Source organism: Streptomyces bicolor, from assembly GCF_000719285.1.
Lineage (GTDB): Bacteria > Actinomycetota > Actinomycetes > Streptomycetales > Streptomycetaceae > Streptomyces > Streptomyces bicolor.
Map to the genome: position 1 here is coordinate 1 of NZ_JOFS01000058.1, position 26,272 is coordinate 26,272.

At 67.5% G+C, this 26,272-nt stretch carries 26 protein-coding genes and 4 pseudogenes; 10 read left to right on the forward strand and 20 right to left on the reverse strand.

Annotation, left to right across the window (positions count from 1 at the left end; all coding sequences use genetic code 11):
• Positions 1-448, forward strand: a pseudogene (locus tag IF78_RS50150) (DUF2637 domain-containing protein); the annotation flags it as partial.
• A 34-nt stretch (positions 449-482) separates the two neighbouring features.
• The gene (locus IF78_RS0140670) at positions 483-1,265 is read left to right on the forward strand and encodes a hypothetical protein (protein ID WP_031498774.1); all 783 of its coding nucleotides are present in this window, start codon (positions 483-485) and stop codon (positions 1,263-1,265) included.
• A gap of 190 nt (positions 1,266-1,455) precedes the next feature.
• Here IF78_RS0140670 and IF78_RS0140675 read toward each other — a convergent pair whose 3' ends face one another.
• Positions 1,456-1,923 (reverse strand): hypothetical protein, encoded by a 468-nt coding sequence (locus IF78_RS0140675; RefSeq protein ID WP_031487757.1) that lies wholly within the window; start codon positions 1,921-1,923, stop codon positions 1,456-1,458.
• 90 nt (positions 1,924-2,013) lie between these two features.
• On the opposite strand from IF78_RS0140675, the gene IF78_RS0140680 reads away from it, so the two are divergent.
• Positions 2,014-2,370: a MerR family transcriptional regulator gene (locus tag IF78_RS0140680; protein ID WP_031487756.1), complete on the forward strand. Its 357-nt coding sequence runs from the start codon at positions 2,014-2,016 to the stop codon at positions 2,368-2,370.
• Positions 2,371-2,425: 55 nt separating this feature from the next.
• Positions 2,426-3,114: pseudogene (locus IF78_RS44480) on the forward strand (transposase); the annotation flags it as partial.
• Positions 3,115-3,227: 113 nt separating this feature from the next.
• On the opposite strand, the gene IF78_RS0140690 reads toward IF78_RS44480, so the two are convergent.
• The 7 genes from IF78_RS0140690 to IF78_RS0140720 form a co-directional block, all read right to left on the reverse strand.
• Complete coding sequence (locus IF78_RS0140690) at positions 3,228-4,358, reverse strand: methyltransferase domain-containing protein (protein WP_031487755.1); 1,131 nt, start codon at positions 4,356-4,358, stop codon at positions 3,228-3,230.
• Positions 4,359-4,380: 22 nt separating this feature from the next.
• Complete coding sequence (locus IF78_RS0140695; protein ID WP_031487754.1) at positions 4,381-5,244, reverse strand: radical SAM/SPASM domain-containing protein; 864 nt, start codon at positions 5,242-5,244, stop codon at positions 4,381-4,383.
• 93 nt (positions 5,245-5,337) lie between these two features.
• The gene (locus IF78_RS0140700; protein ID WP_031487753.1) at positions 5,338-6,468 is read right to left on the reverse strand and encodes a hypothetical protein; all 1,131 of its coding nucleotides are present in this window, start codon (positions 6,466-6,468) and stop codon (positions 5,338-5,340) included.
• Entirely contained in the window at positions 6,459-7,373 is a 915-nt protein-coding gene (locus tag IF78_RS0140705; protein ID WP_031487752.1) for a lactate/malate family dehydrogenase, read from the reverse strand. The genes IF78_RS0140700 and IF78_RS0140705 overlap by 10 nt, the downstream gene beginning before the upstream one ends.
• Entirely contained in the window at positions 7,370-8,557 is a 1,188-nt protein-coding gene (locus tag IF78_RS0140710; protein ID WP_051828620.1) for a phosphotransferase, read from the reverse strand. The genes IF78_RS0140705 and IF78_RS0140710 overlap by 4 nt, the downstream gene beginning before the upstream one ends.
• Positions 8,558-8,850: 293 nt before the next feature.
• Entirely contained in the window at positions 8,851-9,249 is a 399-nt protein-coding gene (locus IF78_RS0140715; protein ID WP_158751673.1) for a hypothetical protein, read from the reverse strand.
• 131 nt (positions 9,250-9,380) lie between these two features.
• Positions 9,381-9,791, reverse strand: coding sequence for a DUF6415 family natural product biosynthesis protein (locus IF78_RS0140720; protein ID WP_031487749.1), 411 nt, complete (start codon positions 9,789-9,791; stop codon positions 9,381-9,383).
• Positions 9,792-10,229: 438 nt separating this feature from the next.
• Between IF78_RS0140720 and IF78_RS0140725 the strand changes: the two genes are divergently transcribed.
• The 5 genes from IF78_RS0140725 (at position 10,230) to IF78_RS49040 (ending at position 14,982) form a co-directional block, all read left to right on the forward strand.
• A complete protein-coding gene (locus tag IF78_RS0140725; protein WP_031487747.1) occupies positions 10,230-11,519 on the forward strand; it encodes an NsdA family TPR-like regulatory protein in 1,290 nt (429 codons plus the stop codon).
• Positions 11,504-12,043 carry a GNAT family N-acetyltransferase gene (locus IF78_RS0140730; RefSeq protein WP_031487746.1) on the forward strand — a complete coding sequence of 180 codons (540 nt, stop codon included), beginning with the start codon at positions 11,504-11,506 and terminating at the stop codon, positions 12,041-12,043. The genes IF78_RS0140725 and IF78_RS0140730 overlap by 16 nt, the downstream gene beginning before the upstream one ends.
• 452 nt (positions 12,044-12,495) lie before the next feature.
• Positions 12,496-13,167 (forward strand): hypothetical protein, encoded by a 672-nt coding sequence (locus tag IF78_RS0140735; protein ID WP_158751675.1) that lies wholly within the window; start codon positions 12,496-12,498, stop codon positions 13,165-13,167.
• Positions 13,168-13,417: 250 nt separating this feature from the next.
• Positions 13,418-14,674: an IS256 family transposase gene (locus tag IF78_RS0140740; RefSeq protein ID WP_031487744.1), complete on the forward strand. Its 1,257-nt coding sequence runs from the start codon at positions 13,418-13,420 to the stop codon at positions 14,672-14,674.
• Complete coding sequence (locus IF78_RS49040) at positions 14,671-14,982, forward strand: hypothetical protein (protein ID WP_167348342.1); 312 nt, start codon at positions 14,671-14,673, stop codon at positions 14,980-14,982. The genes IF78_RS0140740 and IF78_RS49040 overlap by 4 nt, the downstream gene beginning before the upstream one ends.
• Here the strand turns inward: IF78_RS49040 and IF78_RS47155 are convergent.
• The 11 genes and pseudogenes from IF78_RS47155 to IF78_RS0140810 form a co-directional block, all read right to left on the reverse strand.
• Positions 14,889-15,338, reverse strand: coding sequence for an aldo/keto reductase (locus tag IF78_RS47155; protein WP_425314645.1), 450 nt, complete (start codon positions 15,336-15,338; stop codon positions 14,889-14,891). The two genes, IF78_RS49040 and IF78_RS47155, sit on opposite strands and share 94 nt — an antisense overlap.
• A 180-nt stretch (positions 15,339-15,518) precedes the next feature.
• Positions 15,519-16,720 (reverse strand): annotated as a pseudogene (locus IF78_RS48120) (IS3 family transposase).
• Between the two features lie 44 nt (positions 16,721-16,764).
• The gene (locus tag IF78_RS0140770; protein ID WP_234439991.1) at positions 16,765-17,235 is read right to left on the reverse strand and encodes an AAA family ATPase; all 471 of its coding nucleotides are present in this window, start codon (positions 17,233-17,235) and stop codon (positions 16,765-16,767) included.
• Entirely contained in the window at positions 17,232-17,834 is a 603-nt protein-coding gene (locus IF78_RS0140775) for a 3'-5' exonuclease (protein WP_031487740.1), read from the reverse strand. The genes IF78_RS0140770 and IF78_RS0140775 overlap by 4 nt, the downstream gene beginning before the upstream one ends.
• On the reverse strand, positions 17,758-19,020 hold the full coding sequence (locus tag IF78_RS44490; protein WP_234439990.1) for a radical SAM protein: 1,263 nt from the start codon (positions 19,018-19,020) through the stop codon (positions 17,758-17,760). The genes IF78_RS0140775 and IF78_RS44490 overlap by 77 nt, the downstream gene beginning before the upstream one ends.
• 23 nt (positions 19,021-19,043) lie before the next feature.
• Positions 19,044-20,096 (reverse strand): nucleoside-diphosphate kinase, encoded by a 1,053-nt coding sequence (locus tag IF78_RS0140785; protein WP_031487739.1) that lies wholly within the window; start codon positions 20,094-20,096, stop codon positions 19,044-19,046.
• Positions 20,093-20,647, reverse strand: coding sequence for a thymidylate synthase (locus tag IF78_RS0140790; protein WP_342342081.1), 555 nt, complete (start codon positions 20,645-20,647; stop codon positions 20,093-20,095). The genes IF78_RS0140785 and IF78_RS0140790 overlap by 4 nt, the downstream gene beginning before the upstream one ends.
• 154 nt (positions 20,648-20,801) lie before the next feature.
• Complete coding sequence (locus tag IF78_RS48755) at positions 20,802-20,957, reverse strand: hypothetical protein (RefSeq protein ID WP_158751677.1); 156 nt, start codon at positions 20,955-20,957, stop codon at positions 20,802-20,804.
• Between the two features lie 725 nt (positions 20,958-21,682).
• A complete protein-coding gene (locus tag IF78_RS0140800) occupies positions 21,683-22,636 on the reverse strand; it encodes an ATP-grasp domain-containing protein (RefSeq protein WP_031487737.1) in 954 nt (317 codons plus the stop codon).
• Positions 22,636-22,887, reverse strand: a complete 252-nt coding sequence (locus IF78_RS0140805) for a hypothetical protein (RefSeq protein ID WP_031498783.1) — start codon at positions 22,885-22,887, stop codon at positions 22,636-22,638. The genes IF78_RS0140800 and IF78_RS0140805 overlap by 1 nt, the downstream gene beginning before the upstream one ends.
• Before the next feature lie 877 nt (positions 22,888-23,764).
• Positions 23,765-24,037 (reverse strand): hypothetical protein, encoded by a 273-nt coding sequence (locus IF78_RS0140810; RefSeq protein ID WP_031487735.1) that lies wholly within the window; start codon positions 24,035-24,037, stop codon positions 23,765-23,767.
• A 693-nt stretch (positions 24,038-24,730) separates the two neighbouring features.
• On the opposite strand from IF78_RS0140810, the pseudogene IF78_RS49045 reads away from it, so the two are divergent.
• Positions 24,731-24,838: pseudogene (locus IF78_RS49045) on the forward strand (IS5-like element IS4811 family transposase); the annotation flags it as partial.
• A 94-nt stretch (positions 24,839-24,932) separates the two neighbouring features.
• On the opposite strand, the gene IF78_RS0140820 reads toward IF78_RS49045, so the two are convergent.
• A complete protein-coding gene (locus IF78_RS0140820; protein ID WP_051828622.1) occupies positions 24,933-25,937 on the reverse strand; it encodes a pentapeptide repeat-containing protein in 1,005 nt (334 codons plus the stop codon).
• Between the last annotated feature and the right edge of the window lie 335 nt (positions 25,938-26,272).

A 26,272-nucleotide genomic window follows, 5' to 3' on the forward strand; every position in this document is an offset into this window, starting at 1 on the left:
GTTCCTCCTGTGGCGCCGCATGAAGCTGTGGGAGCTCCGCTCCTACGAGCAGGTCATCAAGCTGGAGCAGGAGCGCCTCATCTATCAGGCCCGCCTGCGGTCTCGCTTCGGCCGCGCGTGGCGCCGCAAGGCCCCGGTGGAGTCGCTGATGCCCCTGCGGCTCGCCCGCTACGGCGTGCCCCTGTCCGAGACCGCCCGGGCCGGCTTGGCCGCTGCCGGTGTCCACGAGCTGCCCATCCAGTTCACCGGCGAACGGACCCCGCCTGAAGTGCCGCGGCAAAGCCCTGCACTCCAGGAAGATCCCCAGCAAACCGGCGAGCCTGCGCAGCTCACGACCGGGCCCCGCCCGACGAAGCCAATACCAGCGGCGGACCCCCTCGAGTCACCAGTACCGTTCATCTCAAACCGCAGCCAAGGCCCAGCCCGAGCATGCACAAGACACGCATGAACGATGGAGCAACTACCTCTACAACGCCTGGCTCATGTACACGCAGGAGCACGGGACGTACCCAGAGGCCGCCGCTCTCGCCGCGTACGTCTACGAGCGTGACCGAATCACCGGGGCTGGTGGCCAGCCCCTCACCGGCGACGACCTGAAGTCTCTCGTCCTGACCTTCCACCAGCGCAAGCTCGGCAAAGCGGAAGGACCAGGCGCGGAGCCAGCCCCCGCTCCCGCCCACCAACAGCCAGCCGATGCGGACCTGCCCACGGCGGGCGACCATCCCGAGCAAGTGCCCACCGGCGCGGGTGCGCAAGCCGCCAAAGAAACGCGCAGCCCCCACATAAGCGCAACCCTCGACACCACCGAGCCGGACGGCTCCAGCACAACCGGGGAACCCGCCACCCTCACCACCGTGGACCGCTACTACCTCGCCTGGGCGGAATACCAGACTCAAACCGGCGAGGAACCCAAAGCCGATCAGCTCTCCGCCTACCTCGCCGCCCAGGGCATGAACGGCAGAGGCGGCAAGGCGGTAAGCCCATCCACCCTGCGCCGCTACCTCCTGCCGTTCCGCGTCTACCGTCTCTGGGCCGAGCAGCGCATCAAACACAACAACCCCCCACTCCATGTCATAGCGCAAGAATGCGCAGACCACGGCATCACCGCCCAGCACAACAGACCCCTCACCACCGACTACATCGCCGAGCAGGCCGGTGACTTCGAGCGACGCTGGCAAGCACTCACCCGCCACCACACAGAAGCGCAAAAGCGACACCCTCTACCCACACCGCACACGCAACCGCGATCACACACCTGTCCATGAGGCTGCACAAACACAGGAAACAGGAGGCCACGATGAGACACACAAACCCATACGCAGCCAACACACCTGACGAGCCCCCGCCAGCACAGTGAGCCTTTTTCCGACCTGGTGCGCTGGCACGGCAGTTGCTCCTCGTGGAGTGACGAGGCCGCTGGCGAATGGGTTTTCGGCCAAGAGACTCGTCTGGGTATTACCGGCCCGCCTCGCCGAGCGGTTGTCCGGCAGAGGAGTCCATAAGGTCGGTGCGTCGAGCCCGCCACCACGGCACAAGCTGGACGACGCCGAACGCCACCTCGGCAACGAAGAACAGCCACAGCCACCGCGGGGCACCGTGTGCCAGCGCATACGCCTGCCACGCGGCGAAAAGCGTGCGCGCGATGCCGTCGAACAGTCCGTGCACTGGCAGCGGGTTGCTGATCCGGAGCAGCGCCCAGACGACCACCACTGAACCCATCAGATTCGCGTAAAGGATCTCTATCGGGTCGAGGGCAGGCAGGGCGCCCAGCCCGAGCGCGTCACCGAGCTTCGACAGCGCGTCGTGCACCAGGGCGTAGGTCCACGGCGTGGCGAAACCGGCTGTGACCACGAGGTCGTACCAAGCACTTGTGCGTACGACGCGAAGATAGGCGGGGTGGGAAGGGGCGAAAAGACGGATCACGGAGAGGCTCCTGCTGGTCTCCTGCACGGACGCCACGACGGTAAACAGTGGAGTACTGTCCAAGGTCAAGTCCGCAGTTCAGGGAGAGCCGTGCGTATCGGGGAGCTGGCCGCGCAAGCGGGACTGACCAGGGACACCATCCGTTTCTACGAGAAGATCGGTCTCGTCACGGGGCGGCGTCTGGCCAACGGTTATCGCGACTTCCCGCCGGAGGCAGTGCCCTGGCTGCAGTACGTCCGCACCGCACAGACGCTCGGCTTCTCGCTGGCCGAGATCGCACAGACCGGCGAGGAACTGCGGAACGCGCCCGACACCGCCGAGGCGTTGTCCGCGCTGTTCGAGGAGAAGATCAAGGTTATCGATGCGCGTATGGCGCAGCTTGCCACCCTGCGGGCCGAGCTCGACGCACGCGTTGGCACCGGATGCCCGCTACGGGCGGCCGGCTGAGCCGGGTAAACATCGACAAACAGGCCTCGACCTCTCTCAAGGCATTCTTCCAACCCTGGGCCCGCGCATGCAGCACCCGGCCGTGCTCAGACTGCTCGACCAGTTCGGCTCACCGGCCCAGATACGCAACGCCGGACGCCGACGGCTCATCACCCTGATCCGTCCGAAGGCACCCCGCATGGCAGAGCGGCTGATCGACGACGTCTTCACCGCGCTGGACGAACAGACCGTCCTCGTTCCGGGCACGGACGCGGCCTCACTGATCTTCCCCAGCCTCGCCTCCTCGCTCCAGGCGGTGCTCGACCAGCGCAAGCTGCTGGCGCACCGGATCGCGGAACTGCTGGAGGCCCACCCTCTTTCCAAGGTGCTGATGTCCATGCCCGGCATCGGCATCAGAACCGGCGCCCGCATCCTCATCGACGTCGGTGACGGCACCGCGTTCCCGTCCGCCGCCTACCTCGCCGCCTACGCCGGCCTCGCCCCGCCGCCCCGGACCTCCAGGTCGTCCATCCGCGGTGAACAGCCCTCACGGAGAGGAAACAAGCAGCTCAAGCTGGCCCTCTTCCTCTCCGCGTTCGCCGCGCTGGCCGACCCGGCCTCGCGCACCTACTACGACAAAAAAACGCCCAGGGTAAACACCACACCCAGGCCATCCTCTGCCTCGCCCAACGCCGAGCGGACGTGCTCTTCGCGATGCTCCGCGACGGCGCCTTCTACCAACCACCAACCCCGATCGCCCCTTGACCAAAGTCATAGGGGCACCCCCCCAGAGGCCGGGCCCGCTGCCTTATGCACAGAAGGCCCCGGCCGCTTGGCACAGGGAGAATGACGACCGGGGCCGCAGTTCGGAGCGGCGGTCAGCCCACAGCCAACGACCAGGAGCCGCGCGACAGCGTGAGAGTGCCGTCCGGGTCGAGCCGCGCCCGCGCCCCATACACCGGCAACCCGCCCTCGCGGTTAAGCCGGTTCCGGATCCGCTCCAGCTCGTTCCACAGTCGTCGCGGCCCGGCCTGGTGCACCGTCGGCGAGTCGAGGAACCCCGAGGCCGTAGCACGAGCCCACGACCCGTCCGGGTGCAGCAGCCACACCGTACGCTCATCGCCGTCCTGCCCGAGCCGGTAGTCGATGCCGGGAAAGGACAGCTCCAGCATCGACATGACGTCCCACGCGTCCGGGGGGTAAAGCAGCGGATACCGGCTGGTCGTGACCTCCTCCCCATCGCCCTCCGCAGCCTCTTGCCCGAGAGCTACCGGCGGCCCATAGCTGGCGCCGTGACGGGTGCGCATGAACCCGGCCCGATCCCACTCGATCCGGCCCTCGGCGCCCCCGTCCTCCGACTTGTCAGCGGTGAGGATCAGCCCCGTCCCCGCCAACGTCGTTACCAGCCGGCCGCCCGGCCGCAGCCCGCGCAGCCAGGAGACCGGCACGGGACGTACGGACACCGTGGCCACGATGCGGTCGTACTCGCCCGGCAGGTCCCCGGTGATGTCGCAGACCTCGAGACGAGGACTCTCGCCGATCTCGGCGAGCCGGTCCGCGGCGAGCTTCACCAGCTCCTCGTCGACGTCCACGCTCGTCACGCGCCCGCTGCCAAGCCGGGCGCAGGCAAGGGCGGTGCCGTAGCCCGTGCCCGTGGTGACCAAGACGTCGTTGTCGTCGCTGATCATCGCGTGCCGGTACATCTGCACCACGAGGCCCGGCAGCGTTGCCGAAGAGGTCGGGACGCCAGCGACGGTGTCGCCGGGGCTGGCGTTGTCGGCATGGCAGGCATCGACGCGGGTCACGAGCGTCCGATTGCTGTAGGCCGCCTCAAGCCAGGCAGCCGGGGCGCTCGGACCGTCCCTGAGCACCCACCCGTCGCCGCCGGGCTGCTCCCACCAGCGCGGGACGAACACATGCCGCGGCACTTCGGCCACTGCGGAGTGCCAGCGGGATTCCGGCCGTACGACCTCACGCGCCAGGCGCCCGGCCAGAGGTAGCCAGTTCATCGCTCGTCGTCCTTCCCGTCCCCTAGTAAGCAGGGTCGCAGGCTTCGGTGTTCGCCGGGTCACAGTCGTTCGAGTCCGCCGGGGTACAGCCGGCCGACAGGACGGGCCGCCGGGGAATGCTGGCCGCCGTCTGCGCCCACCGCTGCCCAGCAAACACCGCGGCGAGCCCTTCGGTCTTCGCGTTCCCTGTGTCGAGGAACCGGCCCAGCACGCACGGGGTGACCGTGCCGTCGGGCATGACGGCCGCCCGGCCCTTCGCACAACGGCCGCACAGGTCCCGGATGCTGGGCAGGTGCCTCTCGGCCCGGCCGACGCTGCGAACGCGGTCCGTGTTGATGACGCGCACGCCGATGCTCTCCAAGTCGGCACGGGCCTCCGCTACGCGCTGCCCCTCGAACACCTCCACGATGCCCACCTGGAGCGGGATACGCCGGTTGACCACCTGGATGATGTTCGCGCGGGTCGCGGCATGGGAGCCCTTCCGGCCTGTCACCCGCTCGTGCTCCTCGGCCACATCGCTGTAGTAGGACGTCGCCAGAGAAACCTTCGGGTGCTCGAACAGCTCCCAGTGCTCGTGCTTCACGCGGTACAGATTGCTGTAGACCTGCGCGCCGAGCCCCAATGCCGTAGCGCGGAGCACCAGGGCCTCGAAGTCCGGGTGCATCGTCGGCTCGCCGCCGATGAACTGCACCTTCTCCACACCGAGCTCGGCGGCCTCGTTAAGGAGCCGCTGCCAGTCGTCGGTGGTCATGCTGCCGTGCCCCTCCGTGGGCCCGGCCTTGGCGTAGCAGAGCGACGGGCAGGTGAGTTGACACTTGCCGGTGATCTCCAGCTCAAGGAACGTCGGGATGGCGCGTGTTGTGGGCGTCTCGGGAGCGATCGTCACGGGTCAATTCCCTTCTCGAATTCCTCGGGGCCCTGCCGGGGCCAGAGGGGAAACGGGGCTAGCCCCGGCAGGGGTTGTACGGGGGTGTAGCGGCTAGTGGGTGGCAGTGATCTCCTCGGCGGTCTTGGCCAGAAGTGCCGCGTTCGCGTCGATGTCGTGGCTGAGGATCACGGAGCGGCGCGGCAGCCGGGCCAGATGCTCGGTCAGTTCCTGGGCGCCGGTCGCGGTGGTGGGGGTGAGGCCGAAGATGTCCGGGTAGCGATCCTCGGTCTTCGACGTGAAGACGTCTGCCTCGGTCAGGGCGCGGCCGTTCTCCACCTGGGCAGGGGTCGCCTCCGGGTTGACGGACGGGAAGAGGAGCCCGGCGGCCGTCGCGCCGGTGGAGAGGGTTAGGCCGAGCCAGGTGGAGAGCTGGTCAGGGAAGAACTGCGGTTTCAGCTCCTTGCCGGTGTCCTTCCAGAGTGGTTCGCGGCGGCCGTCGTGGAGGGCTTCGGTCACGTCCGGGTGCTGGGTGGGGTGGAGCTGTTCGCCGGCGCGGACTTTGTCTCGTACCTGGTCGTACAGGCCGGTCGCGTCCAGGAGGCCGAGGCCGATCGCGGCGGCCGACGGCCACGGCAGCACGCGCACGCGGCCGTCCGGTTCGGGACGGGCGAAGACGCGGTCATTGGCGAGCAGGCCCCAGCCGCCCAACGCCAGGAGGAGGGAGGTGGTGGTCTTGCCCGCGCCCTTGTCGCCGAGGGTCAGGACTGCGTCCCCATTCTGGGTGGCAGCGGAGGCGTGCAGCACGGTCCACCCATCGGCAAGGAGTTGCCCGCGCACGAGTTCGCGCGCGAGGCGGGCGCCGGCGACCGCTACTGCTTCGGGGTGTTCGCCGACGATGACCATGCGGCGGCCGTTGGCCTGGTAGCCGATCCGCTCCTCCGGCTGCACTGCGTAGGTGACCCCGTCCTGACGGGAAACCAGGGTGCGTGCGTTGGCGTAGGTGGTGGCTTCGTGGCCGTAGTCGCGGACGAGGGTGGTGATGTCGTCGACCCGGGCGGGGGCCACGTCGGCGAGGACCAGACCCTCGCCGTCGGCGATGCCGCCGGGGTTCGGGGCGTCGGTGAGTTCGGCGTTCCACCAAGGGCCGAAGTAGCGGCGCGACCAGTCGGCCACGGCCGGGGTCTGGCTGGCGACCGTGACGGTTGCCGTGTCGGCAGCGATGCGGGTTGCGGTCAGGGGCACGCGGGAGCTCCTTGCTGCTCGTGATGGTTGATCGTCTGGTAAGCGGCTTCGAGTTTGGTGCGGGCCGTAAGCAGGTCCGCCGTCTCGTGCGCGTCCAGCTCCGGGGGCTGAACCGTCGGCTGACCCGCCTGGATGTACAAGCGGATTCCGAGCCACACGCCCGCGCGGTTGACGGACAGAACATCGGTGCCGTCCTGGACGCCGAGGAGTTTGCGCAGCGTGGAGAGGACAGCTGCGGCCGGTCCGTGGCGGGTTCGGCCTATCCCGGTGTTGATCCGGCGCGGCCGGGCGGCCAGCTCGGCGCGCACGAGGTCCAGGGGCACGGTGCACGGGGCACCGTGAATGGTGGTGGTTGAGGCGCAGATGACCGCGCAGTCTCCGTGCTCGCCGATCACGTACCCGTCCACCGCTTCGACGGGCACATGGTGATGAGCGGCGAGGGCGGCGCGATAGCGGGCTGTATCGGTCGCCGATCCGATGCCGTACACGGCCGCGCCGCTGACGCTGGCGAAGAGCCGTGAGAGGACGTCCACGGGGTTGGTGACCATAACCACAGGCCCTCTGTAGCCGGTGAAGGCGCGGGCGAGGTCGGCGATCAGGGGAGCGTTCGCGACGAGTCCTGCCATCCGCACGTTGCGAGTGGCGGAGTTGGTGAACATGGCGCGGGGACACATCACCAGCGCGTCCGCCTGGTCCAGTTCGGCGACGCTCGCGCAGGCGCGTGCGCGGGTACCGGAGTGAGCGAGATGGGCCATGTCATCCAGATCGGTGACCAGCCCGACGGCGCTCTCCGCCGTGCGCGAGGTGATCAGCAGCCGGTCACACCAGGGTTCGCCGACGAGGAGCGCGGCGACGGTTTGACCGACCGCGCCGGCACCGATGATGCCCACCGTGCGGCCGGTCACCGGGCAGCCGCCTTCGTCACGGCGCGCAGCGCGAGTTGCCAAGCTGCATACGGGTCGGTCGCGGCCACAAGTTGGGCGCTCACTTGGTCCAGGACCGGGCACAGGGCCTCTGCCTGGTCGAACACGGTTTGGGCGTGCTCGGGCAACGGCAGCTCGGTCGGCGCGGTGAGGTACGTGGACAGGATGTTGACCGTGTCCATGAGCCACGTCACGAGTAGACGCCTCAGCCACCGGCCCCGCAGGGTGCCCCGCAACGCGCGGGTCTGGTCGGCCACGAACGCGGCGATCCCGTCCACCACGGCGGACGCCGGGGCGTCCACGGGCGGGGCAGCGATCAGCATGAGGAACGCGCGGGAGACAAGCTTTGCGACATCGTGGTGCGCGGGGCCGCGGGCCAGGCCGGGGTCAATGAACACCGGGGCCTCGCCTGGCCCATCCGGGAACAGGACGTGCTCCGGTTTCAAGTCCCCGTAGACGATCACGGTGGGGCCGATCGGCGGGGCGAGGCGGAGTTTCAGCAGCCGGGCCACGACCGTGCCGACAACGGCGGCGACGCCCTGGCAGGTGCGCTCGTCGAGCCGGTCAAGGCCGAGACGCCCGATGTAGATGCGGCCCGATACGCCGTTGAACTTCCGACGGAACGTGCCATCAATGCTGCGCTCCGGGATCGGCGCGGCGTCGACCTGGCAGACCACGCGCGGGTGCTGAAGCCCTTCCAGGCCGGTGACGGCCGCGGTGAGCAAGTCGAGGGTTCGGGCCGGTTCTTTGGTGATGAGGTCGGCGAGAGTCGGGCCGGTGACAGGCTCGGTGAACAGCACCCCAGACGCGTAACCGGCACAGTGGCCGACCCGCACTCCAGCCGCGTCGAGGGTGCGGAGCTGTGCGGCTTCCCGCGCGAGCAAAGAGGCCGGTGAGGTGGCGTATGCGGCCTGGGTCGCACGAACCCTGTCCCGATCTCCCGCCAGGCCGTGCAGCACAGAGACGAGAGACAGGCCAAGGACGGAGTCCTTTGCGAACAGATCCCGGCCGCCGACGCCGACGCGGCGTACGTAGCCAGTGACCGACGGCACGTGATCGCCCAGCGTCAGCGGCTCGTCAGGCCACAGGTCAGCTGCGGCGCGGCGTATCCGGTCGGTGCTGAGCGCGAACAGGTCCGCAGGCTGCGGTAATGCGGTGCCGGTCAAGGTGCCTCCTCGGCGATCAGCGGGAGAAAGACCCGGCCGGGACGGTGTGGAGCAACGAGGCAGCCCCGGCCGGGGGCTTGTGGGGCCGCCCGCCCCTGGGGAGAAGGGGTTGGGGCGGGCGGCCGGTCGTCCACCTCGAGGGAGGGGACCAGCCCGCGCGGCGTCTTGCCCGAAGTCCTCCCGCGCGGGGGTTGTGCGCCCCGGTGGCCGGGTGGCGTGGCGGCCGTAGCGTCCGGCACCGGGGCGGAATCGTCCGGCGGCGGGAGGACTGAAAGGCACCCCGCCGCGGGGGTCTACAGGGGCTGCACGTTGATCAACTTGACCGCGGCGTACCTGCATGGGCCGGTGGCCAGGTCCGCGCGTCCCCAGGAGGATTCGAGGAAGGTTTCACCCCGGTAGGGGACGTGGGCGCTTTGCGCTGGTTCAAAGGTGTGGGCCGCGGTCACGCTGACCGTGGCCCGACGGCCTTCGAGCATGGCGGTCACAGCCATGTACCGGCTCAGCGCGGCCTTGCACACCGCCTCGGTGTAGTCGGCGACCAGTTCCCCGAGCAGATCGGCCAGCCGCGCAGACACCCCCCACGCGGCGAACGTGTCGGCCACCCGCTCGTAGGCCACGTCTCCCAGCAGGCCAGTTACCGGGAAGGTCCAGCGCATCGCGAAGCCGGACTTCCACCACGGGGTGGCGGCCACGGGAGGGCCGTACGGTTGCCGAGGCTCGCGGGTCAGGGTGTCTGTGTAGGGCATCGGTCTCGTCCTTGTGGAGGTGTGGTGGGCCGGCGGGGCCCGGCGGGGAGCGATGGGAAACACGGGCCCCGCCGGGGCTATCGGGGGCCGATGACGATGAGCCAGCCGGTCGGATCGGCCACCTCGGATTCGCGATCCGCCTCAGAGTCGTCATTCGCCTCGGGGGCGTCTGTCATCTCGATGAGCGCCTGCAGCGCCCGCGCTACGACGCCGAGATCATGCAGCCGCGTCTGCCGGTCTGCTGACGGCGCCGCGGGATCAAGCGCATCGTCAGCGTGTCTCAGCACGAGCAGCCCCGTGGCACTCATGGACTCGTCCATAGCAAGCACACGCGCCGCCACCTCAGGGGCGAGCAATCGCACGTGCCCTTCCAGTTGCAGTACGAGCCGTTCCGCCTCCGCACCCGACCTCGGGCGCACGTCCCACAGCGCCGCGTGGAACGCCTCCCGGATCGTCGCGCTGTCAACCGGCATGTAGTCAGCCGCCACAGCGAGTCTCCTGCTCTGCTGCCGGGACGCCGTACATGCCCGCGCACGGGACGCATGAGTACAGGTCGACTCCAGCCACCAAGCGGACGGGGAACTGGCTGTCGGCCGTTCCGGCACACCAGCAGCAGGATTTGCCCTGCCGCTGACGGTGGGTCAGCTTGTCGAGGTGGATCGCGGGGGCGTCCACGAGCGGGCCAGTCCGTGATGTGGGGGTCGTGCTGCGCGTCGTCATGGGTCTCTGCCTCGCGCTCGCGGTCGGGTTCGGTGCCCCGCCCGCTCCTCGCGGGGGAACGAGGAGCGGGCGGGCCGTATGCAATAGCTAACCCACCGTCACCCTCCGCCGTGTATGACGAAGTTGACTGGGCGGCTCACGCCAGGACTGACGAATTGACTCTCTCTTTACTGTCCGTGACAGTCCGTACCGCCTACCGTGACCTCATGGCGGAGTCCAGAAACGATGTCTTAGCCGCCTGGATGAGCGATCACGACATGTCGGCCCGCGAACTGGCCGATGCCGTCAACGACGCCATCAGCGAGCTCACCGGCAAGCCCGGCGACACAGCGGAACGCACCGTGTTCCGGTGGCTGTCGGGTGAGAACCGATGGCCCCAGGAACGCCAGCGCCGAGCTTTGGAGGCCGTCACGGGGCTGGCCATCACGGCCCTAGGGTTCGTGCGTCGGGGGAAACGCAAGACCGTCCCAGCGCCCTCACCGGAGGACCCCTCAGTGCACCGCCGCCGGTTCTTCGGCGCGGCCACCGGCACAGCCGCCGCCGTCGCCGTACCTTTCGTCACCGCAGCGTCATCACGCCCGAAGCATGTCGGGACCGCCGACGTGATACGGCTCCGCGATCACGTCGAAAACCTCGTTCAGCTCGACGCCAAACGCGGCGGACACGCCGCCCTCGAACGCGCCGCCCTTGCCGGTGCCGACGAGGCCCTCGGACTCCAACGCCGGTCCACCACTCAACGCGTACGCCAACGTCTGTTCGCCGTCGCATCGGACTTCACCGCAACCGCCTCTTGGTCCCTGATCGACGCCGGACACCTCGACGCCGCCGGCAAGCACCTCGACCGCGCGCTGACCCTTGCAGGGATGTCCCAGGACCCCGACATGACCATGCAGGTCTGGAACCTGCGGGCCATGCTCGCCCGGCAGCGCAACGAGTTCGGCGAAGCCGTCGCCGCCGCGCAGGCCGCACAGGGTACGACCATCGCCCGCCGCAGCCCGCTGCATGCCTCGCTCGCCCACGCCCGGACCGCTATCGGTCTCGCCCACGCGGGGGATCACCGCATGGCCCTGCGCTCCCTCGGGCGCGCGGAAGATGCCTTGGAGAGGGCTGACCTGGCAGCCTCCGTACCGACGTGGATCGCTTTCTACGGCCCCGCCGAACTGCACTCGCTCACCGCGATCGTGAGGGATGTGGTCGGGCATCCCGCAGAGGCGGAGGCGGCGTCCTACCGTGCGCTGTCGGCTCTCCCCAAGGCCTACCGCCGCAACCGCGCGCACACGACCGCACGCCTTGCCCTCGCACAGCTCCATCAACGCGATGTCGAGCAGGCATGCGCCACGTCCGGCGACGTCTTCAAGATCATGGCCGGTGACCCGCTCCCCGGCCGCACGCGCCAGCTCCTGGGTGACTTCCACCGCGAGTTGATCACCGTCGCACCCCCGCGCATCGCGCACGAGTGGACCGACCGCTACCGGACCGAATGGAGCACTCCGTGACCACGGCAACCGTCGAAGTGCGTCACTACGGCCATGACGACCTACCTGCCATCCGGCAAAAACTCCTCGATGTCCACGCCGACGCCTACGCGGACGACATGACCGAGTTCGACGAGCGGTTTCCCTGGTTCGTCGACCACTGGGGAGGAAACCCGGGCTTCGCGTGCGTCATCGGTTACGAGGGTGACGAGCCCGTCGGCTTCGCCTACGGCGCCCCGGGCACGCACGGCCGCGAGTGGTGGCGCGAGCACCTGAGCGATCCGCCGGCGGACGACACGACGTTCTCAGTGTCTGAGCTGATGGTGCGGCCCAAGTGGCGCAAGACCGGCACGGCTGAGCGACTGCACGCGGCGCTTCTTGAGAGTCGGCCGGAAGCCCTGGCCGTGCTCCTCGTCGACCCTGACCACCCCAAGGTGCAGGCACTCTACGAGACCTGGGGATACCGGAAGATCGGTCATCGGCAGCCCTTCCCCGATTCGCCGAACTTCGCCGTGATGCTCAAAGAACTCAACCCGGCGGCCTGACCCGCCGGCACGACGGCCCGTCCCCTCTCCCCAACAGCGTCCCTCTCGTCGGAGGCGGGCCGTCGGCGTGCACGGGGATTGTCACAGCACCCCCGCCCATCCGTGTAATCCGAGGAGAGCGATGGCTTACACGCCCTACCTGACCCGTCTCCATTAAGGGCGTGGCTGTGGACAACCGTCGACGCGTGCTGCTGCTGCAGAACGAACGCAATAGTGGGAGCTGCCAGGGGGCCGACTCGAACCAACGGACTCCGCCCCGGAGCTGGCAGTGGAGAGGGAAATTGTTGAGGATCCTTGAGAACCCCGCCTCCGCTCACCTGGCTCCCCAGGCTTGGCCGCCCGGGACTTAGCCAAGAGAGGGCGGTCGGCGGTGCCCAATCTCGGGAGCAGCCGTCAAGTAACAAGATCATTGAACTGCTGACACGGCGACAACTTTCGAACACACTTCACTCATGGACGCGGGACTTGCGGCACTTCTTGGGGCAGGCGTAGGCGCTATAGGAAGTGGCACAGCTGCCTTCATCTCCGGTTGGTTCGTCGGCAAGCAAGCACAGCTACAAGCCGTCACCCAAGCGGAGACGGCCAGACTCCAGGTACGTGCGGACCACTTGCTACAGATGCGTGAGCCTCGGGCGCGCGCCTACTCGGCGTTCCTCGACCAGGGGCTCCTCCTTTGCGAAGTTCTCAGCGGAGCCAGCTTCGAGGAAGAGGAAGGAGAGCCGGAATGGGAGTACGACGAGAACGGTGAGAGGCGCTGGAGACCAGCCGACGACGACTCACCGACCCACGACATCCTCGACATACATCGCCTATTTGTCATCGACGACATTGGTCGGCTCCTCGCTCATGGAGACGAACTGAAAACCTTGGACAGACTCCGATCCCGCGTGGTCGTGGAAGGGCCGGCTCTGGTAGCTCGACCCGCTCAGGAATTCCGCGACTACCTCATCGGTCGCCTAGAGGAGTTTGCCGAGCTTGGAACGAGTGCGGGTGTGTTGAGGGATGGTGACCGCCGGGAAGCGGTGAAGGAGTCGAGACGGCTCCTGGAGAGGTTTGCCGAAACCGCACGCGAAGCCCTGTCAGACGACGGGCTCCAGACGCAGCCCTCTCAGGAGATCTCCTGACCCGCATTCCTGGCGCGGGCGCGGTAGCGACGCAGACCGATATGGGCTGCTGTCGGCGGCATCGTGGCCGTCGCAGCTGGCGTCACGCTTTGGGTCTGGGCGCCTTGGGTCGACCGCATCCCGTTCAGAGCAATGCTCAAGACCTGTGGATCGGCCTCGGGTTGAACGCGAAGGGCGTACCTTCCCGAGTGATCGATTGATGGTCATCGAGTAGGCCGGTGCTGCGAACACCGGTCGGGAAGGCACGCCCGTGCTCAGCGTAGTCAATGCCGACGGCACCACCGCCGACGGTTCCTCACTCATCGACGAGATCGTCCGGGAGGGTGCGAGGCGGATGCTGGCCGCCGCCCTGGAGGCCGAGGTAAACACCTATATAGCCGAGTTGGCGGATCAGCGGGATGAGATGGGTCGTCGTCTGGTGGTCCGCAACGGCTATCACCAGCCCCGCTCGGTGACCACCGCGGCCGGGACGGTCGACGTGAAAGCGCCGAGGGTGAACGACAAGCGCGTCGATGAGGAGACGGGCGAGCGCAAACGGTTCTCCTCGGCGATCCTGCCGCCCTGGGCGCGGAAGTCGCCGAAGATCAGCGAAGTCCTGCCACTGCTCTATTTGCACGGCCTGTCCTCCGGGGACTTCGTGCCCGCGCTCGAGCAGTTCCTCGGCTCCTCGGCCGGCCTGTCCCCGGCCACGGTGACTCGCCTCACGCAGCAGTGGCAGGGCGACCACAAGGCGTTCGGCGAGCGTGACCTGTCCGCCACCGACTACATCTATATCTGGGCCGACGGCATCCACCTGCGCATACGCCTCGAAGAGGCGAAGGCTGCCGTCCTGGTCGTGATGGGCGTTCGGGCGGACGGCACGAAGGAGCTGATCGCGATGGCGGACGGCTACCGGGAATCATCGGAGTCCTGGGCGAGTCTGCTGCGGGACTGCCAGCGACGCGGGATGCGCGCTCCCGTCCTCGCTGTCGGCGACGGCGCCCTCGGCTTCTGGAACGCGATCAACGAGGTCTTTCCCGAAACCCGCCACCAAAGATGCTGGGTTCACAAGACGGCCAACTGCCTCGACAGCCTCCCGAAGTCGGCACAGCCCGCGGCGAAGAAGGCCATCCAGGACATCTACAACGCCGAAGACAAGGAGCACACGGCCGCCGCGGTCAAGGCGTTCGCCAAGCAGTACGGCACGAAGTTCCCCAAGGCCGTCAAGAAGATCGTCGACGACGAGGACGAGCTGCTGGCGTTCTACGACTTCCCCGCCGAGCACTGGATCCACCTACGCACCACCAACCCCATTGAGTCGACCTTCGCGACCGTCCGACTGCGGACGAAGGTCACCAAGGGGGCCGGCTCCCGAGCCGCTGCCCTGGCGATGGTCTTCAAGCTCGTCGAGTCTGCCCAGGCCCGCTGGCGAGCCGTGAACGCACCCCACCTCGTCGCGCTCGTCCGCGCCGGGGCCCGCTTCGAACGCGGCCAGCTCGTCGAACGCACTGAGATCATGGCGGCGTGACGATGACTCCATTGGAAGCACCCAGCCCCGAGGTCCAGGTCGTGCAGGTGGACACCACTGGCACCGATCTCCTGACTGTCATCGTGCGATGCCTGGCGACCACGCGGCTGGGCGCGCGCTTCCGCTGCACCAGCCCGGACGGACAAGCCGTCGACCTGGTACTGACGGAGATCCGCCGCTACCCCCAGGTGCCAGTCCACGAGGTGGACCCGCCTCACGGCGCCCGTCTCGTCCTCACCGGCCCAGGATCGGACGATCTCCATTTCAAGCCCGGGGACATCCTGCGTGGCACCAACCCGATCCCCTGATCAAGCATCAATCCACAGGTCTTGACGATTGCTCGGAGGTAGACCGGATGGCCGTGTGGAGCCCAGACGTCGGGCGCGGGGCGCACCATGCCTACCTTCGTGGCGATGAGCAGGTCATCCGGGTACGGATACAAGGCGTGGCGGACAAGGAGTTCGGCTGTGTGCGGGCCGTAGGCGTCTGCTGTGTCGATATGCGTGATGCCGTAGGTGTGGACGGCTTGGCGTAGTACAGAGACCGCAGTCTCGAAGTCGTCGGGGTGACCCCACGTGCCGGGGCCTGTAAGACGCATGGTCCCAAAGCCGAGCCGGGAGACGTTCTTGCCCGCGATGGTGATGGTGCCTGCGGGAGGAGTCATACCAGCGCCTCCTTCAGGCAGCGCCGAACGGCGAGGTCGACGGCGTGAGCATGGCTGTCGGGGTCGCTGGTCACTCGCTGGTGGGTAATCCCGTCATCGGCCAGGAGGCGGTGCACGTGCTGGTCGACGAGCTTCCGGTAGCGAGGGTGGGACTGCTGCTTGATCAGGTGACAGCGGGGTTTATGCAGCCAGGGCTGCGGGTGGGGTCATGATGGTCTCGTACTCGACAGGGGTCAATCTGGCCAGGCGTCTCTGCCGCCGTCTACGGTGGTAGGTGCGTTCGATCCAGGTCACGATCGCGATCCGCAACTCCTGGCGGGTGGCCCAGACTTGGCGGTCCAGGACGTTCTTCTGCAGCAGCGCGAAGAAGCTCTCCATGGCCGCGTTGTCGCCGGCCGCGCCAACCCGGCCCATCGAGCCGACCAGGTCGTTGCGGGCGAGAGCGGACACGAATTTCCGGGACCGGAATTGCGAGCCGCGATCCGAATGCACAATGCACCCGGCTACCTGGCCACGGCGGGCGACCGCAGACTGAAGGGCCGTCACCGCGAGGCGGGACTTCATCCGCGCGTCGATGGAGTAGCCCACGATCCGGCCCGAGAACACGTCCTTGACCGCACACAAGTAGACCTTGCCCTCGCGGGTGGAGTGCTCGGTGATGTCGGTCAGTCAGAGCCGGTTCGGTGCGTCGGCGCTGAAGTTCCGCCGCACCTTGTCGTCGTGGACCGGCGGCCCGGCCTTGGCGATCTTGCCGCGGCCTGCCCGCTTGCCGAAGATGCTCCACCAGCGGTTGTCCCGGCAGATCCGCCAGGCGGTCCGCTCGGCCATCGCCTCGCCCGCGGCGCGGGCCTCGTCGGCAAGGAAGCGGTGGCCGAACTCCGGGTCGTCGCGGTGGGCGTCGAACAGGGCGTTGGCCCGGTATGCATGGGCCAAGTCGGCGTCGGTGACCGGGGTGTTCAGCCACCGGTAGTAGGGCTGGCGGGCCAGCCCGAGCACCCGGCACGTCACCGCCACCGGCACCCGATAAGGGGCACCGGGAGCGGCCAGCTCGCGGACGAGCGGGTACATCATTTTGCGGGGAGGTTCGCCTGCGACAGGTAGGCCGCAGCAGCCCGCCTGAGCACCTCGTTCTCCTGCTCCAGCAGCCGGATTCGCTTGCGGGCCTCGGCCAGTTCGGCCGACTCACTCCTGGCAGGGCCCAGACCGCCGCCCGGGGCCGGCTCGCCGCGTTCCTCGGCCTCCGCGCGTCGGATCCACTTCGTCAACGAGGCCGGGTGAACGCCGAAATCGGCGGCGATCTGTTCCAGGGTGACGCCGGGCTCGCGGCTTCGTGCGACCCGCACGACGTCCTCGCGGAACTCCTTCGGATACGGCTTGGGCATTTCGACATCCTTCCAGCCCGCCTCTCAGCGAGCCAGATCAGGTGTCACCCAACCCTGCAGCAGTCCCGGTCGTAGTCGTGGCTGGTGTCGACGTCCACTTCCTCGTCGAGCACGGTCGCGAACAGCAGGTTGTACTTCGGCAGTTGCGTGGCGGCGAGCGCTAGCAGGCGTTCGCGCTCAAGGCGGGGCGCGGTCTCCCCGCGGAACTCCAGCGCGGCGTGCCAGTAGGCGAGGGCGTCGTACGAAGCCCGGTCGATAAGGACGACTTCCGCGCCCAGGGTGAGCGCGGCGATCTCGTCGGCGGCGCCCTGCGCGATGATCCACTCGGTGGACTCAGCGGTGTGGTTCTGCATCTTGGGCAGGCCGGCCTCCGCAGCCCGCTTGCCGAGCCGACCGGTGCGCGCCACGGTGAGGCCATGGCCGCGTAGCTCCATCTCGATGCGCTTCAGGAGCGTCGTCTTGCCGGTGGAGTGCGTGCCGAGCACGCCGATCCGGATGGGCTGGGAGGAGGTCACCACAGAGTCGGGTCCTTTTCTGGTTCAGGGGCACCGGGCAGGCCGGGCGGCACAGCCGCAGCGACCAGCTGGTCCCAGGTCTCGTATCGGGAGGCCATGGCGATGAGGAGCTGCGCCGTGGCGAAGGCGTCGAACGTGGCCCGGTGCCGCTGTGCGGGGGCCTCGCTCAGGTCCGGCTGCACGTGCTCGATGAGGGCGTCCAGGCTGTACTTGCTCAGGTCAGGGAACGTGGCCTTGGCGAGCCGAAGGGTGTCCAGCACCCCGGCGGGTGCCCAGGTCGGCAGGTGTGCGCTCAGGACGCGGTAGTCGGTGTGCGCGTTGTGCGCGCAGATCCACGCCGAGCTCATGAAGGCGTGCACCTGGCCCGCGATCTCTACCCATGCCGGCTTGTCGGCCAAGTCGTCGTTGGAAAGGCCGTGTACCCGGGTCGCGAAGGAGGTGACGGGGCGGTTGGGGCGCGTCAGCCACGCCTTCGCGGTGGTCTTGTCGGGGCGGCCGTCCCGGATGGGCAGGGCGGCTACCTCAACGAGGTCGGGCGGGGTGGTGCCGTTGCCTTCGACGTCGACAACGAGCAGTGCGGGCCAGGTGCGGAAGATCATTGGGTGTCGGGTCCGTTCTCCGCCTCCCAGCCGATGGGGGCTCGGCCGTGCTGGCGGTAGTGGTGGGGCTTGGCTCGGTCGTGGCACTGGTAGCCGAACCCGTGCTGTAGGTAGTAGCGGGGTGGCTCGTCCAGTCCCTCGACGACGATGGCACGGTCGTTGATCTCAACGGCGCCGATCGCGCGAGGCCTCGCGCTTCGCGGGTGACCTCTTCCAGCTCGGGTTTGACCCACGCCCCTGCGCACAGTGCGATCTGTTCGGGCGGGCAGATGTCGCACAGCTCCCGGATGCCGTAATGGCCGTTGTAGTCGGCCTCCCCGTGGGGGTAGGCAACCCCGCAGCTCGTCTTGCGGAACAAGGTCCCCCACGGCGCGGCCCCGGTCACTCGCGCCGCATCAAAGGCGTCCAGGATCCGACGCTCGGCATGCTCCGGCATGATCTTCCGCCGGGCCGTGGAGTCGTACGGCATCGGCAGGCCGTGCTCTTCGTAGTACGCCGCCATCTGATCCCGGAAGAACAGACCGGTGAACACGGTGGCATGCGCGTGGAGGGACAGCTCGCGGGCTCGCTCGATGTGCTCGTCGGAGTCGTTGAGGCCCGGCACGATCGGCCGCCAGTACAGCAGGGTCTTGTACCGCTCCGCGTGCTCGAACAACATGCGCAGGCTGTCCGCCGCGATGGAGGAGTTCACCGGCTCGATGGCCGGGTTGTCGATGCCCGAGTGAGTGACCAGGACTGTCAGCCGCAAGTTCTGGAAGGAGTTGAGTACGGCGCAGTCCTCGGCGCTCACCCGCCACCGAGTGATGACCAGGACGTGGTTCGTCAGCCCCTTCTCGTCGAGCATCCGCAGTACGGCGAAGAGATGCGGCTTGACCACGGGCAGCATCGGGTCAGTGGCCCGGTTGAACAACTGGATGGGCGTCTTGTGGAGCCGGAAGTACCGGTGGCCGACGAGCGCGGCGACCGCGGCCTCATCGGTCATCAGTCGCTTCGGCGTCTTCATGGCGAAGTTGTCGAAGACGTGGCGGACGCAGTAGCCACACTCCAGCGGACAGCCGACGATGTGGTTCACCGAGAGGCCTGACTTGCGGTACTCGATCACGTCGGCGAGCTCGGGCTTCAACTCGCCGATCTGCTCGGCGGTCAGGAGCGGGAGCAGACGGCGAGGTACGGCGGGAGCGGTCATGGGATCCTCCGGGGCCGGGGTGGTCAGTGGTCGGCGTGGACGGGCTGGAGCGGTACGCCGGTTGGGGAGGTGAGCAGTTCGCGGCGGGCGGCGCCGAACCAGGTGCCGAAGTCACGGCGAGCGGCGTCCGGGTCGTCCGAGGTATGGACGAGGTTGTGCACGAGGCGCTTCTCGGCGAGCGCAGCCTCAAGGCTGTCGTTGCCGAAGTCGCCGCGGATCGTGCCGGCCGCGGCCCGGGTCGGGTCGAAGTGCCCGATCAACTGGCGCAGTAGGGCGTGAATGCCGGGCTCCCCGTACGCGAGGGCCACGGTCACCGGCTTGCCCGCATACGCGTCGTCCAGGCACCGGGGGATGTTCCGGTCGGGGAACCAGTCGGCGTCCACCAGGAGATCCCAGTAGTGCACGTGGGCCTGCCACGGCTGCACGGTGACGTCGAGGCGGCTGGCAACGGTGACGCCAGCGGCGGCGATCCGCTCGAGTACGGCGTCCACCAGGCCGCGTTGCACGGCATCCGGCTTGCACAGGATCACGGAGCAGCGGTCGAAGTCGGAGACCCGCAGCTTGCAGCCGGGCCCGTACCAGGTGCCGTACTCCCGGCGGGCTCCGGCCGGATCGTCCGAGGTGTGAACCAGGTTGCGGACAAGGCGCTTCTCCGCGCGCGCGGCGGCGATGCTGTCCTCGCCGAGTTCGCTGCGGATCGTGCCGGGCACCGCCAAGGTCGGGTCGGTGTGGCCGATGAGCTGCCGGAGCCGGGCATGGACGCCGGGTTCACCGTGCGCCAGGGCGACGGTGACTGTCTGGCCCTCATACGCGGCGTCGATGTAGGCGGGCAGGTCGCGCATGTCTCGGCGGCCGGTATCAGCGAGCAGATCCCGGTAGGCGACGTGCGCCTGCCACGGTTGGGCCACCAGGTCCATGCGGTCCGAGACAGCAATGCCCGCGTCGGAGATCATCCCCAGGATCCGGTGGACCAGGCCTCGGGCGACGGCGTCCGGCTTGCAGAGGATGACTGCCCGGCAGTCGAAGTCGACGCCCTTCACCACGGCGCCGCTCCTCGGCTTCCCGTTCCCGCTCATCGCAGGCTCCCGTCCGGGGCGGCGGCGCAGGCCGACCACTTACGTTCCATGAGCCAGCGCAGGCCGGGATGGAGAGCGGCCAGGAGGTCCGGGTCGACGGCCGCAGTCTGGTCGTGCTGGATTTGCCGGTACAGCTCGAACAGCATGACCACCTGCTCCCAGTACGGGTCCAGGCCCAGGCCGCGGACGTGTTCGGCGTTGTAGCGGATCTGGTTCGTGCGCAACGCCTCTTCGTGCACCAGGACGTGCGCGATGGTCGCCCCCTCGGTGCTCTCCGGCATCGCCGGGAACGAGAAAGCTGGGGCCGCGGGACGGGAGTCTGCCTCGTCCAGGACGCGCTTGACGCGCTCGGCGTTGCGGTCGTTGACGTGGGCAGACCCGATGAAATGCGTGTACGTGCCGAGCTTGAGGCCGAGCTGGATGGCCGCGTACTCCTGGATCATCGTGAAGGAGAAGACGTCGGACAGCAGGCCGCAGTCGAGATCATTCGCGCGCATGTTGCAGACCATGTGCAGCTGCCCGTCCCGCGGGAGCAGGTGCAGGCCGGCCAGGCAGGCGACGTCAGGGTTGTTTCGATCTGCGAGTTCCTTCGCCTTGAACCCCCTCGGCCCAACAGGGTTCGGGGGTTCTCTGTGTTCTGGCCTTAACGACTGTGGCGCGGGGCTAGCCGAGGGAGCGGCTGCCCGTACGACCGCCGCATGTTCGTCAGCGCTCTCGCCGCGCTGGTTCCCACGAGGGCGGGGCGGCCGCGCATTTGGCGCGGGCCATGGCTGCCGCCTGCCGGGCCCTGACCTGCTCCCAGCGGTAGTCGCGGGCCCACGTCTGGGCGGTCACGTCCTCGTGCAGCTGCCGGTCGACCATCGCGCGGCGTTCCGCCTCGAGGCGTACGACATCGCGTCCTGACGGGGGCCGTCACCGCACGGCGCTGGGCACGACGGTCGGCCTGCCGCTCTTCGCACCGCGGGCAGTCCCGGCGGAGTCGAGCAGCATGCGGTCGTCGCACAGCCGGTCGCCGTACTCCTGCCGTTGAGGCAGGCCCTTGCAGCCAGCCCACCGGGTCCTTGATTGGACCACGGAGGCGCAGCTGGTCGGCCAGGCGCCGGGCGAGCCGGTCGGCAAGGATCTGCGGGGCGTCTCTCCGGTCGAGGCTGACGGCGATCGACCAGGCGAGTTCGTTCGCGATCTCGGCGAAGGACTCCTTGTTGGGTGTCGGTAAGAGCTGCGTCACCAGCCGCATATGGTGACCGACCGACCCCGTGAGCTGCGGATCAGGTGAAGGCAGGGCGGGTCCAAGTCTCGTGGTGTTTCACTTCGGGCGCCTCCATCCGGGGGGTACCGCCACCCACGGCCCGGAGTGGTGCCACTATCTCGCGGCCGGTTCCCCTAGGCAGGAACTGCGTGGCCGCGCGGCGGGCGCTGCCCGCCGACGCGCAGCACAACGTCTTGGACAAGGGCGTGGCCCGGCTCTCCCCGCGCCGCCACGCGAACCTCCACTGCCTGGCCGATGCTTCCGCGCTTCCACCCCGTCCGGCGGCGCATCCACCTGGCAGTCGCTCCCGCACCAGCATGCCTGCACCCCTCATCTGCTACCGCAGACTTGTCAAATCTGATGATTTCTCAGAGAGCAGGAAGTCTAGAAAGTAATCGGCCAGTGGAATTTTCAGAATCGGCTCCAAGAAAAGAAACTGACCTTGTGGGTTCACCTCAAGCCAGACCGGCTCCCCGCTCGGGGTCAATTTGATATCTATGATGCCCATCCGCAGGCCGAGCCTTCGCAATACCGTTATGACCTTCTCTCCCATTTCGTCCGGGACGGGCCATGTGGAGATTGGAATGGTAAGGTCGGCGCGCCAGTCAAGTTTGTCGGTCTTGAGGAGCGCCGCATACATGCGGTCGCCGAAGCAGTTCAGTCTGATATGTTCATCGCCTTCGATGTACTCTTGGTAAATCGCGGGGCAGGCTTCGAACGATTCGGCAGGAAAAGAGGCGGGGTCGTCGATATACTGAGTGAACATCAACGGCCCTGAAGCCCCGACTACCGGTTTCACGATCACACGTCCGACTTGGTGCAGAAAATGAACAACTTCGTCACGCGACTGCGTCACGAGCGTTTTCGGCACCCGAAACCCGGCCTCTTTGGCGATCAGGGTCTGTGGCAATTTGTCTGAAGCGCGATCCGTTGCTTCAGGGTGGGACACCCACTCTCCGTGAAACGACGAGGTGAGGATTCCGGTGAGTGCGCCGCGGCAGTCGTTGTTGATGAGGCTGCGCTCAACTGTCTTCGCTATATTCTCCGCGGCTTTCTGGGGAGCCCTCACTCGCCGCCACCACAGCAGCGAAACGTCCTCTAGGTGTACCCTGTTCCCGTCTGAGTCGAGCAGTGTGACCGGAGAGTCCGCGTGTGAATTCCAGGAGAGGCTGGGTCGTCCGCTGAGCTGGTCGCATTCGATGATTCGGAAATCATCGTACCCGCGCCTTCGTGCTGCATTTCGGACAGCGAGAGCGTGTAGGTCATCCTGCAATGTGACGGTGAGAATCACTACTCGGGGCGACAGACGTCGGACTTGTCGGAGCAGCCGTTGGAGCAACCCTCGGTACGGACGACACTCATGTCATTGCCTGTAAAGTCCAAACCCGTGGTCTGCCGCACGGCAACTTCCCATGCCTGTACTTCCTCGGGAGTCTCCAGGCGGATGAACGAGTCGGGCTGAGCTTCAATGACGACCGGAGGAGGCTTCTTCTCCAACTGCGATTCGTCCACTGGTTCGCCCAGTTTGAATGTCGGCATCATGCTCACCTCGAAGAAGCGGGTTGCATTTGCTTAAATTCATTCTAGCCTCGCCTGTCGCCCGCGCAACTCTAGCCTCGCCTGTCGCCCGCGCAACCGAGAAGGGCACCTTCTTGCATGGCTTGTGGACCAAGGCTCAACTGACGTTGAAGCAAGACGACTCCCACACGCACGTACATAGCCGATCGCAGCCGTGCGCCACCGCATCGTGCGGCGGTGGATGAGGCTGTGCCTGCAGGGCATCTTGTACGTGCTCTGCTCTACAACATCAGGTGGCAACTGCTGGCGCTGGAGCTGGGATTCGGCTCCGGACGGGACCTGCTGGCGTCGGATGTGGCCGGTGGCACGAGGCTGGCGTCTTCGACTGCCGAATGTCGCATCACCGGGGCAAACGGGGCGCGACGCTAAGGGCGTGGGGTCAGGCGTGGGGCTCAGGGCTTTCGGTCGGTGTAGGTCGGTAGACGACGATCGGGCAGACTGAGCAGGCCTGGGCCCCCTCTTGAGCGAACCATCTGCAGTCTGAGCGAATGGCGCACCGAGGCAGCAGTCCCCTGCTCTCCTCTGGCACGGTATCGGGCCTGGCGTTGATCAAACGGCCGATGAGAGAACAGTGCCGACCGGTCCAGTGCTCGCAGGATTCCTGTACGCAGGCGTCGGCGAATCGAAAGCGCGACTCCGGGTCACCGTGTCCTTCGCAGGCATCGATGAACTGGTCATCGACAGGGATCGCGGGTCGCAGGTATCCCAGGCGCCCGTTTGATCCCAGCAATGCGATGGCCACCGCTCCTTCGTGGCACGTGGAGCTGGGGCACAGCGTGCCTTGTGGGCCGATTCCACAAGTCTGTGCCGGGTCGGCGCCGCGAGGGTCCGAGAGGCACATCTACAGCTGCGCCTGCCGCACGCGGAAGCCTTGGAGATGGCCTCCTTCACGGATCCGGTCCACGGTCAGTCCCTCGCTGAGGAGGTCGACGGTCTGGCCGCCTAGGTTGACGGTGGCCAGTTCTGCGAGCACCGCCTTACGGACTGCGTTGTCGACGCGCTGCAGCACTTCGTCAGGAAGGTCGATTCCATCGATCTCGACCCGGAACTGCTGTCCGTTGTTTGGCATGAGGAGGTAACCCTTCTTCCGCTGCCAACGCTTCTGGATCGGCACCCAAGACGCGTACTGGTCCCACCATGAAGGTCGCTTGGTCAACTCAGGCAAACACTGCGTTGAGCCCACCGCTACTGCTCGAACCCTCTCGGGTGACGGACGCCGCATAGGCGTGAACGAGGGCGAGGCGCAGCGCAAGAGCCTTGCTGGCTTCGAAGTCGCGGCGACGTTGTGCACGGACAGCATCGAGCGGGGCCGGCCCGCCGTCAGGGTCTGCCTCCAGCTCAGGGAAGGCGCGGCGGCTGAGCTCACGCATCACCTTCGTCTACCGCTCCACCGCCTCCGCGATCGAGGGGTCGATACAGCTCGGGTCGACCTGCCGAGGAATACCGGACGCCGACGGCCGACGAATGGGACCAGTTCCTGAGTGCCTGTTCTGGGAAGTCCTACCGTTCTAGCGCGGCTCCACGCCGGTCATTCGTAGGATCGGTGGGCCCGGGAGTTCGGGGTATGGCTAAGGCCATGAAGGCGCGGCTGGTGCGGGGGCCGGTGGTGTGCTCATGGCCTAGGAGCTCCGGGATCTGCCGTGCCGGAAGGGGACGCCGCATAGTTGTCACACATGATTCGCATCACGTAGTCCCCCAGCAGACGTGTGGGCTGCACAAGTGTCCTGCAGTCGCCCAGTTAGGCGGACACTCACAGAGTGTTTCGTGCCTTTGGGCTCAGACTGACGACACTAGTTGACACCGCCGGGTCATGAGGGCCCGTCGGCATTGCAGGGATCACGAACGCCTTCCCGAGATGAGCGAATCACTGATCACGTGGGCGGCGATCACGCTGATGACCCGGCGGCTCACCCGCCGGGTCACCCAGTCCGCCGCCCGGCGCGACGTCACACCGTCCACCTCCACCAGGCAGCCTGAGTATCAGACTGCTGGGCAACGAGGAAACTTGTTCACCGCGGCAGGTCGTGGGACGACTGCGGGCGCAGCGGCGGTGCGTCGTCCCGGGCCGTGACGACGCCAGCGGCTGCGGCGTCGAATCCTGCCGGCCAGATCGTTGTGGCGTCACCCGCTGCGCCTGTCAGGCTGGCCGTAGCCAGGTCGGTACCCGTCAGGTCCGCGCCGCGCAGATCGGCCAGTTCGAATCGCGCGCCTTTGACTACCGCACCCGTCAGATCGGCGCCGGTCAGGTCCGTCGCGCGCAGGTCCGCCCCATCGAGCCGGGCATGCCACAAGACCGCAGTCCGCAGGTCGGCCTGGTGCAGGTTGGCGTTGATGAGCACGGCGCCGGCCAGCCAGATGCCGGTCAGATCCGCACGTCGTAGATCCGCACCGGTCAGGCCTGCGTCGGAGAGGTCGCAGTAGTGCCGGTCGGCGTCGGCCAGGTTGGCGAAGGCCAGCCGCGCCCGCCGAAGGTCGATCCGGTCCAAGCGCAGTTCCTGATGGCGCGGCGCCGGCGCCCGGCGGCCGAGCACCGTCATCGCCGCCTGCCGGTCGGGGGACCGCACGGACAGCGGTTCTTCCCCGCCGTGGGTACGGGCCAGTTCGCCTTTGTGTCCCTCGTCACGGGGAACCGGCCGCTCGCCGAGGGGAACCACCAGTCCGTTGCGCTTCACGAAGGAGCACAGCACCTCCGCGATCGGCCCGCGATCGTCCGGCGAGTCATAGGCGATGCGTTCGAGGGCGAAGACCGCGCCGATCCGTACTTCCGGGCTGGTGCTGCCCAGTTGCTCCACGGCTGCCGTGAAGCGCTGGGTGATCTGCCCTTGGCGACTGACATCCAGCTGCCGCCAAGTGAAGTACGCACCGATCAGCAGGGCTACGCCTGCCAGTCCCTGCAGCAGCGTGGTGCGGATGTCGTTGACCGCCTTCGCCCGGTCTGCGGCGGGCGTCGAGGGAGCATCCCAGCTCAGCAGTAAGCGAGGCGCTACCACGGTGACAAAGGCGACCAGCACCACGCTGCCGCAAACTACGGCGAGGCCCGTCGCCCATGACCGTCCGACGCGGCGCGGCCCGGGGGGTATCTCCTCGCGTATGGGGTGTCCGGGCAGGACCCTCTGTCCTCTGGACGACCTGGCCATCCCCCACCACCTCCTGCCAACGCTCGCCGCAATGGCAGAAGGATGCGTCTCGGCAGCCGTCTTCAAACGCCCGTACACGACCTTGCCTAGAAGGCGGCGGGTTCAGACACAGTCTCTAAGAGGGCGTTTACATCGCAATTACATGCATTTCGCCTGGTATGCGGATCGGCTTCGGGAGTGCTGGTGATGCTTGAGGGGCTGACGATGCAGAA